General features: G+C 54.6%; 11 protein-coding genes and 1 rRNA gene (1 of these 12 running past the window's edge). 1 reads left to right on the top strand and 11 read right to left on the bottom strand.

Annotation, left to right across the window (positions count from 1 at the left end; genetic code table 11):
- From MUN84_RS14485 to rpmH, 11 genes are all read right to left on the bottom strand, one after another.
- A 16S ribosomal RNA gene (locus MUN84_RS14485) occupies nt 1–260 on the bottom strand (it extends 1,255 nt beyond the left edge of the window).
- Nucleotides 261–1,138: 878 nt separating this feature from the next.
- On the bottom strand, nt 1,139–2,434 hold the full coding sequence (locus MUN84_RS14480; RefSeq protein ID WP_244694723.1) for a serine hydrolase: 1,296 nt from the start codon (nt 2,432–2,434) through the stop codon (nt 1,139–1,141).
- Nucleotides 2,435–2,554: 120 nt separating this feature from the next.
- Entirely contained in the window at nt 2,555–3,418 is an 864-nt protein-coding gene (locus tag MUN84_RS14475) for a hypothetical protein (protein WP_244694722.1), read from the bottom strand.
- Nucleotides 3,419–3,821: 403 nt separating this feature from the next.
- Complete coding sequence (locus tag MUN84_RS14470; RefSeq protein ID WP_244694721.1) at nt 3,822–4,661, bottom strand: ion transporter; 840 nt, start codon at nt 4,659–4,661, stop codon at nt 3,822–3,824.
- A gap of 97 nt (nt 4,662–4,758) precedes the next feature.
- Nucleotides 4,759–6,015 (bottom strand): APC family permease, encoded by a 1,257-nt coding sequence (locus tag MUN84_RS14465; RefSeq protein WP_244694720.1) that lies wholly within the window; start codon nt 6,013–6,015, stop codon nt 4,759–4,761.
- 313 nt (nt 6,016–6,328) lie between these two features.
- On the bottom strand, nt 6,329–6,838 hold the full coding sequence (locus MUN84_RS14460; protein ID WP_188558084.1) for a DUF2480 family protein: 510 nt from the start codon (nt 6,836–6,838) through the stop codon (nt 6,329–6,331).
- Nucleotides 6,839–6,908: 70 nt separating this feature from the next.
- Nucleotides 6,909–7,616: a tRNA (adenosine(37)-N6)-threonylcarbamoyltransferase complex dimerization subunit type 1 TsaB gene (gene tsaB / locus MUN84_RS14455; RefSeq protein WP_244694719.1), complete on the bottom strand. Its 708-nt coding sequence runs from the start codon at nt 7,614–7,616 to the stop codon at nt 6,909–6,911.
- 33 nt (nt 7,617–7,649) lie between these two features.
- Nucleotides 7,650–8,210 (bottom strand): hypothetical protein, encoded by a 561-nt coding sequence (locus tag MUN84_RS14450; protein WP_244694718.1) that lies wholly within the window; start codon nt 8,208–8,210, stop codon nt 7,650–7,652.
- Nucleotides 8,211–8,282: 72 nt separating this feature from the next.
- Nucleotides 8,283–9,992: a S41 family peptidase gene (locus MUN84_RS14445; RefSeq protein ID WP_244694716.1), complete on the bottom strand. Its 1,710-nt coding sequence runs from the start codon at nt 9,990–9,992 to the stop codon at nt 8,283–8,285.
- A 95-nt stretch (nt 9,993–10,087) separates the two neighbouring features.
- On the bottom strand, nt 10,088–10,513 hold the full coding sequence (locus MUN84_RS14440; RefSeq protein ID WP_244694714.1) for a ribonuclease P protein component: 426 nt from the start codon (nt 10,511–10,513) through the stop codon (nt 10,088–10,090).
- Nucleotides 10,514–10,559: 46 nt separating this feature from the next.
- Nucleotides 10,560–10,718, bottom strand: coding sequence for a 50S ribosomal protein L34 (gene rpmH, locus MUN84_RS14435; RefSeq protein ID WP_088845492.1), 159 nt, complete (start codon nt 10,716–10,718; stop codon nt 10,560–10,562).
- Between the two features lie 235 nt (nt 10,719–10,953).
- Here rpmH and MUN84_RS14430 point away from each other — a divergent pair, with 235 nt between their 5' ends.
- Nucleotides 10,954–12,687 (top strand): M61 family metallopeptidase, encoded by a 1,734-nt coding sequence (locus MUN84_RS14430; protein WP_244694713.1) that lies wholly within the window; start codon nt 10,954–10,956, stop codon nt 12,685–12,687.
- Nucleotides 12,688–12,814: the final 127 nt, after the last annotated feature.

The following is a 12,814-nucleotide window of genomic DNA, read 5'->3' as shown; positions in this document are numbered from 1 at the left end:
GTGGGCCATTACCCCGCCAACTAGCTAATGCTACGCAACCCCATCCAGATCCGATAAATCTTTACCCATTACATGATGCCATGTTGTGGGCTTATGCGGTATTAATCCGCCTTTCGGCGGGCTATCCCCCAGATCTGGGCAGGTTGGTTACGCGTTACGCACCCGTGCGCCACTAGTGGTATTGCTACCACCCGTTCGACTTGCATGTATTAGGCCTGCCGCTAGCGTTCATCCTGAGCCAGGATCAAACTCTCCATTGTATAAATTACTGCACTAGCCCGAAGACTAGCTGATGTCAAGTGCTGATCCGACTCGTACTCTTGACGAGCTGTGGTGCTCTGTCTTCTTGTACGCGTAGTATATGACGGCGTGTCTACTTCTTCTCCCGAAAGAGAAGTAGAAGGCCAACCGCCTACCTATTTGTTGTCTTTTCCAATCATTCAAAGAACGTGTGCCAGACCCCTGTTGGGTCTAACCGTGCGCCTCTAGAAAGAGGCCGAGTGTGTTAAGCAAGCTAGCTTCCGTTCGAAGCGGGTTGCAAAGGTAACACCTAGTTTTTATTTCGCAACCGTTTCGAAAAACTTTTTTTCTCGAAGCGAGCGGCTTTCTTTTTCTCGCGCCAGCTTCCGGTTGAAGCGGGCTGCAAAGGTACAACCCGTTTTCCTTTTTCCAAGTTCACAGCGGAAAAACTTTTTTCGTTTTTCGCAGCCTGCTTTCTCAGAACCCGGTTTCTCGTTCGAAAGCGGGGTGCAAAGGTACCACCAACTAGTTGGCTTTTGCAAGGAAGTAGCGAAAGTTTTTTTCGTCTTCCCGGGCCCGCTTCCGGTTGAATCGGGGTGCAAAGGTAGCGCTGTCCGTGTCAATGTTGCAAGCCTAGCAGAAAACTTTTTTTTCATCCGTTTCCTACCCGTCCCATCGGTTACTGTCTTCGTACCAAAGCAAGTCGCACCGCGTGTTCGCTCAAGCCCTCCCGCGTTTCGGTTTGGGAGTGCAAAAGTGGCGCTTCAAATTCAGTTCTCCAAACCCTGCCCACACTTTTTTCGTTAAAATTTGCTTCGTTGAACGCCTCGCGAGCGTTTCCTGCAGATTATCAATTGTTTGCTACCAAGCATCTGTATTACATTTTACTGGCTTGCTCTCATCTTACCTGCTTTTGAGGAAAGGATTCATTCAAGAGAGGGAGTATTGGTCGTGCACGCGAAGCTTCATACTGACTGACCACCTGACCGAGGGCTGCTAAGAAGGGTAAACCAATGGACTCATACTCGTAGGCCCCATCATTGATTACGCCATCCTTATTCACATACAAGACGGCGCTAAGCATGAACTCTGTATGCTGGGTAGAGTCAGCGAAGTACGCAACGTCGGCGAGGTAGCCATGTGACATGCCTACTACGTTGTACATGTGTAAACCTGCGTCAGCCTTGGTGTTTCTGCTTCGACCGTAGTAGAGGTACTTCTTGTATGCGTCGAAATAGCTTGGAGCTCTGTAAGCAGTGTAGCCTGAACTGTGCGGAGTGTGGTGGAGGTAATAGCGCAGAAAGGCATAATCGGTGGTGGTGAGGTTGAAACGCCGTTGAGCGAGTACTGCTTCCGGAAACAAGATGACCTTGAGCATATCCGTAACATCTTGCAACGGCAGGTAATTGGCAGTGGTAAAATCGTATGGTTGCGGGATGATGCGGCCCCCGGCCTGATAGGCGCGGCCTTTCATTACGCGGCCTAACGGATGCGTCAACGGAACTCGATTCACTGTAGGCGGCTGCTGGTAGCATACTTGGCCCGTATTTGGGTTTCGAAACTCAATAGGATTGGTGTATCGATTGGCTGCGGTATCACAGGGGGCAAAGCGTCGGACAATTCGAGCATCAGGATACCCTAGCTGGCGGAGACGAGCATTGAGCGGGCCCTGCCCCAGAAATTCATATAATCGATTATAGGCCTGATTATCACTCACCAGTAGCATGCGCTTGATGTAATTGCCGACAGTATTGATGCGGTCAGAATCAGGAGACACTATATAAGGAGCAGCCGTCTGGCAACGAAAGCCCACGCCGGTGGCCATTGGGGAGCGACGAGACAAGCCCGGTTGCTGCAGTTGATTTAACTTTTCGAGAGCTAAAGCGGCGGTGGGTAGCTTAACTAGACTGGCCGGATTGAAATACCGGCCGGCATCAAGGCGAAAGTTGTGCTGAACGAAATGAGGCCGCTGTTGAGCATCTCGGTTTATTTGTGTGTAAATGATCTGCAACTCGTAGTTGGCGGCGCGCTGTACCACTGGCCGCAGACGCGAATCGGAGTTCAGCAAACTATCTAGCAAGCGGCTGTTCGCAACTGGAGTTACAGCGGGCAGAGGCAATACAGAATGCTGGTCCTCATTGGATGTGAAGCGCAATAATGCGGCTATGATGGGAATGAGAATGATGTGCATCATATAATAAGGTAGCAAAAGACCTCTCCCCTACCCCAAGCAGTACCTGTCATGTGTGCTTTAACGCAACCGGCGAGCCGCATCTATATGATACGGCTCGCCGGTTGCTGATTTTATAATGAGTTATTGAACAGTGATTGTCCGCTGGGCTAGCAAAAGGTTGGAATCGTTTTGACGCCAGTTGTAGCCCGTGCCAAACGGTAGGGGGCGCGGGCGGTTGGCTGAGTCGGTGTAGGCAGTCGTCAGTTCGGGCTGGTAGTGTTTGGCGAAGAGGTTGATAGGACGCTTATAGGTCCCGTAGAAGGTAAACTGCCAATCGGTGGCAGGACGGAAGTACTTCATGGCAATGCCTGAATCGTCCTGGAGCACGTAGTTGCTGCGCGCTAAAATCAGATTGCGGACTTTGCTGAAGTAAGGCTTGTGCATCAGATACGTAGCCGACTTTACGTAGGTGGTGAGCGGCCCTAGCGTTTGGACGTATTTGAGGGCGGCTTCCTTGGTAACTCCTAGCTTCCAGTCGCTGAGGTCGGCGGAGAGGTAGACCACCTTTTTCGGCTGGCCCTGCGCAGTACGCAGCTGTACTTCAACCCCGGGTACCACTTTTAAACCAGGCCGTCGAATCGTAGCGGTGTCGGCTTCTACTACCTCGCCCTCCGGAGTGAGCTGGATATAGCGCACAGCTTCTACTTGGTGATTAGTACGCGTGGCGAACAGCATCAGCAGCGGCAAGGCTCCGTCGAGTTCAACCGACTTCAGATCAACGGCCATGTCATTCGTGCGGAAAAAGCTGAAGTTGAGCACCGACCAAAGCGACGCTTTCAGGGCTGTGAACAGCTTGGGATTTTCTAGGGTAGTAGGGCGCGGCACGGTACCAACGGGCTCCAGACCCATCAGTACGTAGGTCTGGCTACCGGGAAACATCGTCGTGACGTTGAGAAAATCGGGGCCGCTGAAGGGGTAGAAGATGGTAGGACTGGTGGCCCGCACCGAGTCCAGCTCCGTTTGAGCCCAAGCTTCAATTTTGGCCGTGCGGGTAGTGTGGTAGTTGGTCCAGCTCTGGGCGGCGTCGGCGGCGTAGGCCTGCCAGGCGGGCTGGGCTGTGAGGGCCGCAAGTTGCCAGCGCGGCTGGTAGGCAGTCCTGCTAGGTAGGCGGCCACATCGTGGGTAGCGGAAGTGTCGGAGGCAGCGGGTTTGGGGGCAGCTGGTAGGGTTGCAACCGTATCGGTGGGGGTAGCGGCTGGCTGCTCAGTGGTGCTTGGTTTTTTATCGGAGCAGGAAGCCAAAACGGCCAGCATAGCCGGCATGATAAGCCGGGTGACGGAAAAACGCATAGGTGCTAGGAGTTGGAAAGGGCCGAAAGGTAGAAAATGTAGGGCGGAGCTTTCTACACCTAAAGCTTCTCTCCGCACCGCCAGCAGTATTCTGCCTCGGGCCGGTGTTCCGTGGCTTGGCACACATGGCAAATAACCTGCTTGTAAGTAGGCGGCGAAGAAGCTGGAGCAGCCGGCGTTGCCATCTGGGCCGATACAATCCCTGTGGGCACGGCAATAATGGCATAGCCCAGAATCATGAGCACAGAGGCCAAGCTTTGCCCGAGCACCGTTACGGGTGAAATGTCGCCGTAGCCCACGGTTGTAAGCGTAACAATAGCCCAATAAATGCTCTTTGGAATACTGGTAAAGCCATTTTGACCGCCTTCAACCACGTACATCAGGGTACCTATCACGACTACCAGTGTCAAGACAGCCGTCAGGAATACCAAAATTTTAAAGCGGCTGGCTTTGAGGGCCCGTACAATAAATTCTCCTTCGCCCACGAAGCGGCCTAACTTAAAAATGCGGAATACACGCAGTAGCCGCAACGTGCGGATCGTCAGTAGGTATTGGCTTCCTGGCAGCACCAGACTAACCAGGGTAGGCGCAATCGACAGAAAATCGATGATGCCCAACAGACTCAGGGCATAGGTGAGCGGGCGGCGCACTACCACTAAACGGGCAATGTATTCGATTAGGAACAGCACGGTGAAAGCCCATTCCACCGCCCGAAGGTAGGGGCCATACTGGGCATTGATGCTCCGCACGCTCTCGAGCATGACCACGACTACACTCAGCAAAATAGCCCACAGCAGCGCAATATCGAAGGTTCGTCCGGCGGGCGTATCGGCTTCAAAAATGACGCTGTAGGCTTTCTGCTTCCAGCCAGGAGCTGCTAGGGGCGGGCGTGTTTCCATACCGTATAAAACTCAGCTTACGGCCGGGAAGCGGGTTGGGGTTGAGCTGAAAAGCGCTTTCCCACGAAGTATAGCACCAGTCCTACGGCCAACGTGGCTACTCCGTATACCGTCTCTTGGGGTTGCGCTGGGCAATGAAACGGAGCGTCCAGCCATTGAGTAGCAGAAACAGCAGGGGCGTAACGGGGTAGCCCCAGGCCCGGTAAGGCCGGGACAGCGCGGGCTGGCGCCACCGCAGAATGAACAGGCCTAGCACCGTCAGAAACGTAAACAGGCTCAGAACAAAGCCAGCGTACAGCAGCACTTGCTCGAAAGTGGCCGTCAGAATAAAGAGAATGGTTAAGGCGGTCTGAAACAGGGTAGCTCGCACCGGAATACCCGCCGAGCTTAACTGGGCCAGTGGCCGAAGTGCGGGTAGGTCCTCCCCCATCACCTGCACAATACGCGGACCGGCAAATATCATGGAGCTTACCGTAGATACTAACAGAACGGCAATGGCTCCGCCCATAAGTCGGCCCGCAGTGTCCCCGAATAAGTGGCTAGCCACAACAAAACCGACTTCGAGCTGGCCACTAATCTTGGACAGAGGAGTTGAGTAGAGAAAAACGAAATTCAGCCCTACATATAAAAGGAGTACGAGGCTGGTACCGAGCAACAAGATGCGGGGCAGATTACGCTGGGGTTGCTCTACTTCGCCCGTAAGGTAAACGGCCGCGTTCCAGCCTGAATAAGCATAGGACACATACACCAACGATACGGCAAAAGCCGGGCTTAGCAGCTGCTGCCAGTCGGCGGCCCCATGAGGCGCAAAGTGCAGGGGCTGAGGCTGGGCCACCAGCAGGCCTACCCCAATAAACCCAGCCAACACCAACACTTTTATGGTCGTTATAACTACCTGCAAGCGACTCCCGGCCCGTCGGCTCGTTATGTGCACCGTCGCTAATATGAGCACGACAACTACTGACAAAGCGGAAGGCGAAACCGTAGGCCATACGCTTTGAGCGTAACGGCCCAGGGCCATGGCTGCCAAGGCGGTAGGCGCGGCAAACCCTACCGTAGCCGAAACCCAGCCCGATAGAAACCCCAGCGCCGGGTGATAAATACGCGAGAGGTAGTGGTACTCGCCGCCGGAGCGGGGCATAGCGGCTGCTAGCTCCCCATAGCTCAAGGCCCCGCACAGGGCAATAATGCCCCCTACGGCCCACAGCATCAGCAGCGCAAAACCACTCTTGATGTCCAGCACCTGAAAGCCGAGGCTAGTGAACACGCCAGTACCTACCATACTAGCCACTACAATGGCTATGCCCGTCATAACACTGATTTTATATGAGCCAGAAGGATTGGGTGCGGGCATATGAGCAGGGTTAAGAAGCCAAAGATGCACAATGTGCCCCCTGCATCAGTTCGCAGCCTGAGTTTTAGCCACTGCGAAAGTGCTGCGTTCCGCTGCATAACTGGCCCATACCTGCCAAGCATACAGCTACCCTTTAGCGTCCGTAACTTCCACCCCACCGCGGGCGGTAAGTGCTTCCGTTGAAGTGTCGCTTACTTCTACATCCAGATTGCAAGGCTAAGTTGGTATAGAAGTAACATGAAAAGAGCCCACTTGCCGGGCAAATGGGCTCTTTTCAGTAAAAATCAACCGCTAAACTTCGCGTAAGCCGAGGCTACACTTTCGGGCGCTTGTATAGCGGCACAGTACTGCACGGCTCCCCGTACATAACGCTGCTGACAACGGGTAGCAGCTTCTGCATGATGGCCACGTAGGCGTAAGTTGGCACGGGTTTTTCGCCGCAGCCTTTTACTACCACTTTTGCGTCGTGGTACTGCTCCACGTCGATGGCCGCAATGGCCTCGTGGAATAGCTCCTGCTCCAAGGCCTCTAGGTTACCAAATACGTAGCGATGCGCGTGCTTTTGCAGCTTGGTTGCCAGCAACATATAGGCCCACGTGGGCACAATAGCGTCAGCGGAACAGATAATAGCTACGTTCTTTCCGTCGTACTGGCTCCAGTCGTGGGTTTTGATAAACTCGCGGAAATCCTTTTCGCGAAGCATCAGCCCATGAAACAGATTTTCCTTGATATCATATACCACCCGCTCCCCTGGGTGAATAAACTCTTCGAGATTAAGGGTAGTAAGGGCGCTTTGCGCCACGCGGTTGATAAATTCTTCCATGCTCAGCGCCGCAGCAGCAGCGAATTAGTAAGATGTCGTTCCCTATGATTGCAACAGCGTAGTGGTACCTCTACGAGCCGGCTTTGTTCTTTGGAGTTGTGGTATAGACTTCCTTCAAATAAAACGGCTCATAGTAAGCTACGTTCTGAAACTCCTGGCGCTGGTAAGCCGCTACTCCCAGGGCGCCTACCGCTATGGCTGAGGGCTCAATGCCTGGCAAGAAACCAGCTCGGGCATTGTTAGCCACCAGCGGATGAAATTTCGTGGCTCCGCTACCAAAGAACAACAAGGAGTGGTGGGCTAAATGTTCGGCCAAGGCGGTTTCGTCTAGCACCAAGGGGGTAGGTGCCAGTACCTCGGCGCCATCGTGGCGGTAGAGGGCCGTGTACACTTCCATCCGGCGGGCATCCAGCATGGGGCAGTATAGGTACTGCTCGGGCTGGGCGGTGTACGTAGCTACTTGGTGCGCCAGGCTTTGCAAGGTGCTCACGGCCAGTAGCGGAATATCCAGGGCATAGCATAGCCCCTTGGCCGCCGCCGCCCCAATGCGCAGCCCGGTGTAGGAGCCCGGCCCGTCGGAAACGGCCACTGCTGCCACATCCTGCAGGGTGTGCAGGGTATTTTCCAGCAGCTGGTTCACGAGCACACTCAGGTGCGAGGAGTGCGACTTTTCCAGACGCAGTTCCGATTGTCCGACCAATGTACCATCCGCCACGCGGTGCAAGGCAACGGAGCAAACTGGCGAGGACGTTTCCAAGGAGAGCAGCAAGGTAGGCATAAGACAAAGGTACGGCGGCTCTTGGGAAGCGTACTACAGTGCTTGCTCATCAGCGCCTATCCGCCGCAAGGCACGCTCTTCCCACTGCTTCTCTTCCCATAGCTTATTCAGGCGGGGCTGTATAAACCACACTCCGACTGGCCAGAAAAAGCAAAGCAGAAAGCCTTTTACAGCTTGAGCAGCATCAGGACGGCGGCCTGTTTGACTAGCATAAAGCAGGGAGCCAGGAAACCAATGCATGTGTAAGTAGGCAAAGGCAACATAAAAGAAGATCAAACCACCAACCCCATCGGCATGCCAACTCGTTGTTGAGATATGAAAGTGAGGATCTTCGGTTGCTACGCTGTAGCCCCATGCGCCCAGGACTAGAAAGGCATCGAATAGAAACCAGTTCATATTATACCCTTCCTGCTTAGGACGAAGCCGCATCAACTCATTCGACTGCAGGATCAACCATACTATTAAGGAGAAGGCGCCCAAAAAATCCAGCACACTATCCAGAAAGAGGTCTTCCGTGTACCAGGATAGAAAGTGAGGAATAAGCAAGCACAAGAATACCTGCCAATGTTTGGCACGTAGTACAACGTCGTTCATCTTACTTCAACATAACATAGAAAAAGCAGCCCCAAGATGAGGCTGCTTTTTCTATTTACAATTCCAAGACACCTATTTGCCGCCAGCCGTGCTGCGCTTGGCTTCAGGGCGGGTTTTGGCTTCTACGGTGCCGGGCTTTAGCAAAGCTGAGTAGCGCGGCTGGTCATTGAGCACGTTCAGGGCCATCAGGATGTTGGGGTCATCGTCGAAGCTGGCTTCTACGCTGCCCTTCTGGAAGTAGTAACGCGACACAATTTCCTGCTCCAGCAACTCCCGAATTTCTGGCTTGAAGCGCATCAGGTCGTTGGCCTTGTTGGTCGTCACCTTTTTGCGCATGCCTTCTAGCTCGGTTTTCACATCCTCGTAGTGCTTTTCCTCCTTTACTTTTTTGGTGAGGTCAGCCAACGCCTTTTCCGCGTCGGTGCTGTAGCTGATGTCCTTGCCTTTGAGGTAGTCTATGAACTTCTGGTAGTCGGCGTCGGTGAGCTTGAACTGGCGCGCAGCGGCAATGGTCGGGTGCTCGGCGCGGTAGCGGGTAGCGTAGTCGAAGAGGTAGCTTTTCTGGAGCAGCACGCGGGTGATGTCGGCTATTTCGCGGTCCTGCACTTCCACGTCGGGCGCTACGCCGCCGCCGTCGTATACGGTGCGACCGGCCACGGTTTTGAAGGCTGTGCGCAAGGAGTCGGGCACTTTACCCAAGGTGCCATCATCGGCGCGGTGGGTGTAGTCGATTTCCTGAATGCACCGGCCGCTGGGGATATAGTACTTAGCAGTGGTTACTTTCAGCTGGGAGTTGTAGCTCAGGGGTCGGGTGGCTTGCACCAGCCCCTTGCCGAAGGTCCGCTCCCCCACCAGCACGGCCCGGTCGTAGTCCTGTAGCACGCCCGAAACAATTTCCGAAGCCGAGGCAGAGCGGTTGCTGGTGATGACCACCATCGGAATTTGGGTATCCAACGGCGCATCCAAGGCTTTATAGGTTTTGTTCCAGTCGGATACCTTGCCTTTGGTGCTCACGATGTCTTTGCCCTTGTCCACAAACAGGTTGGAGATATTCACAGCCTCGTTAAGCAAGCCGCCGGGGTTGTCCCGAATATCAAAGACGAGCTTTTTGGCGCCTTGCTCCTTGAGCTTGGCTACCGCTAAGCGCACTTCCTTACCTGCATCCACGGTAAAACCCGAGAGCTGAAAGTAGCCAATTTCGGGCGTCAGCATGCCGTAGTACGGTACATTGTCGACCTGAATTTTGTCGCGGGTAATGTTGACTTCCACCGGGGCTTCTTGGCCGTAGCGCGTCACCATCAGCTTCACCTGGGAGTTAGCCTGGCCCTTGAGCAGCTTGCTGATATCGGAGTTGGACTTCTTCTCCACCGTCACGCCGTTGATGCTCAGAATTTCATCACCGGGCAGCAGACCCGCCTTTTGGGCAGGATAGCCCTCGTAAGCTGCCTGCACTACCGTTCTGCCGCTACGCTTCACGACTACCGCCCCAATCCCGCCGTACTGGCCTGTGGTCATGGTGCGAAAGTCCTCAATATCGTCCTCAGGAATATAGTTGGTGTAGGGGTCTAGGGACTTGAGCATGGCGTCAATCCCGGTTTTCACCAGCTTAGCCGGCGGCACCTCATCAACATAGTAGGTATTCACCTCCTTGAAGAGGGTAGCGAAAATGTCGAGGTTCTTAGCAATTTCGAAATACCGCTCGTTGTCAGAGGCCGGGCGGAAGGATACGAGCAGCGCAGCGCCGCCAAGCAGGGCAACAGCTGCCAAGGATTTTTTACGCATATACGGGGCTGAAATCAACTAAACGACCCTACAGTGTGCCTCGCTTCCGGCTTGCTGTTTCTACCATGAACAGCCGGAGGACAAGTCATTTGTACCTAAGAACCGGCGACTCGCGAAGGAGTTGCACCGGCTTCGGTGAGCAAACGCTCTAGCCCTGAAATTAATTTTTTTTCAACCAGCGTGAAAGGCTTTTTTTCCTTACCCGTGTAGATAATCGCCAATCGCCCGAGGCAGTGGCCTCCTTCGGCTTCCAGCAGCCGGTATTTGTTAAGCCGGTAAGCCTCGCGCAGCAGGCGCTTAAGGTAGTTGCGGTCAACGGCGCGCTTGAAGCTGCGCTTACTTACGCTGACCAGCACCTGTGGCGGCGCGGTAGTAGGTGTTTCCGTGGGCAACCAGATCAGCCGCAAGGGGTATAAACCAAAAGAAGAACCCCGGCCGAAAAGCTCTTCAATGAGCTTTTTGCGACACAGATGTTCTTCTTTCGGAAACGAATAGGAGCGCCCGCCCGGCATAGAATCCATGGACTCAGACTCAGAGAGCGGCGACTGCACAGAAGCCGGCAGCGGCTTAGCGCTTATGACGACCTTCGTCGGATACGGTCAGGCGCTTGCGGCCTTTGGCACGACGACGAGCGATTACGCTGCGGCCGTTAGCGGACTCCATGCGCGAGCGGAATCCGTGCTTGTTGCGGCGCTTGCGCTGCGAGGGCTGAAAAGTACGTTTCATGGTATTGTTAAGTGACTCAGTAACAGGTAAGGCCGGCAAAGGTAAGGGGTTGAATCGGAAAAGACAATGCTTTCCCGCGCTTTTTCCTTTCTGACTAAGTGGATTTTACCGGAAATGGCCTCACGGAATGCTGGTTGTTTTCCGCCTGCAGCCGTATGAAAACCACGGGTATCCGCCCCGCAAATTCGTAGCTTTACGTTCAGGTTTACCGGCCCTTGCCGCCGTCCGCGCTTCCATGATTCACTACCACGTCTCGTTCGAGAACCCGCTTACCTTCTACGTTCAAATTCAGATGACCTTTGAGGTAGCCCAAGACGCTACTTCGGAGTTGGAACTACAGCTGCCAGCGTGGCGGCCCGGACGGTATGAGCTGCAGAACTTCGCCCAGAAGCTTCAGCACGTAGTCATTGAAGATGCAGCCTCCGGCGAAGCCCTTTCTTCCCGCAAAATCACCAAAGACCGGTGGCAGGTAGCAGAGGCCGCCGGCCGCACCGTGCGGGTGCGCTACAACTTTTACGCCCACCAAATGGACGCCGGCGGCTCCTGGCTCGACGAAGGCCAGCTCTACCTGAATCCCGTGCAGGGCTTTATGTACGTGGAGGGCCGGCAGCAGGAAACCTGTCAACTATTGCTAGACCTGCCGGAAGGCTGGCAAATTGCTTGCGGCCTCCCCCAAAGTGGCCCCAACACGTTGCAAGCGCAGAGCTTCGACCATCTCGCCGACTCGCCCCTCATTGCCAGCCCTACCCTGCAGTATCGTAACTACGAGGTAAATGGGTTGCCCTTTTACATCTGGATTCAGGGTGACTGCCCCGTGGACTGGAAGCGCGTGGTAGAGGATTTTCGAGCGTTTAGCGCCGAGCAGCTGGCTTTGTTCGGCTCGTTCCCGGCCCAGGATTACCACTTCCTGAATCAGATTCTGCCCTATAAGCACTACCACGGCGTGGAGCACTTGAACTCCACGGTCATTACCCTGGGCCCGGCCGAGTTGCTGATGACGGAAGGACTCTATAAGGAGTTTCTGGGGGTAAGCTGTCATGAGCTGTTCCATGCCTGGAACATCAAGAGCATCCGGCCCGCCGAAATGCAGCCCTATGATTACGCCCGGGAAAACTACTTCCGCACCTGCTTTATTGCGGAAGGCATCACCACGTATTACGGTGAGTACCTGCTGGCCCGCGCTGGGGTCCGTACTACGGAGCAGTATTTCCAGGAGTTGAACACGGTGTTGCGCAAGCACTACGACGACTACGGCCGCTACCACCTCTCCGTGGCCGATGCTAGCATGGACCTCTGGCTCGATGGCTACAAACCCGGCATCCCCGACCGCAAGGTGTCGGTGTACCACAAAGGCGCGCTGGTGGCTTTGCTGCTGGATTTAACGCTGCGCCAGCTTTCCGGCAACAAGCGCAGCCTCGATGACGTGATGCAACGGCTGTGGGAAGAGTTCGGAAAAACCGGCGTGGGCTACACCGAGGAAGACTACCTCCGCATCGTGAAGGAAGTGGCCGGGCGCGACATGCAGGCCTATTTCGACAAGTTCATTTACGGCACGGCCCCACTGGAAGAACCCTTGAACCGGGTGTTAGGCTTTGTGGGCTGTCGTCTTCGCCTCGACGAAAATTTGTCGGTTTCGGAGGGTACGTATGGCTTCCGGACGGTAGTGAAAAACGAACGCACGGAAGTCACGGATATTCTGCCCGATTCGCCCGCGGCGCTTAGCCTGACGGTTGACGATGAGGTTATAGCCGTAAATGGCCGGCGCGTGGATATGAACCTGCAAAACCTGCTCAGCGACGGCGCCGACCACCACGAAATCACCGTATTCCGGCAGAATCGTTTGCTAACTGTTCCGTTGGTAGCAGATCCGGCCCACCGGTTCTGGCAGAAGGTAACGGTAGAAAAACTGGCCGCCCCTACCCCCGAGCAACAGGCTAGCTTTAAGCAGTGGCTGAAACAGGATTTTTAAGGTAATACCCTTTTCAGAGCCTTGCTTGCCGATCAGCTAGTCACTTGCCTTCTTACGCAGCCTCCGCGCTTTTCACCCCAGAATATTTCGCATAATCAGTGCTTGGCGGAACTCCCTGCACGCGTTT

It is taken from the genome of Hymenobacter sp. 5516J-16 (genome assembly GCF_022919335.1).
Lineage (GTDB): Bacteria > Bacteroidota > Bacteroidia > Cytophagales > Hymenobacteraceae > Hymenobacter > Hymenobacter sublimis.
This window is presented reverse-complemented; position numbering and strand designations above follow the sequence as displayed.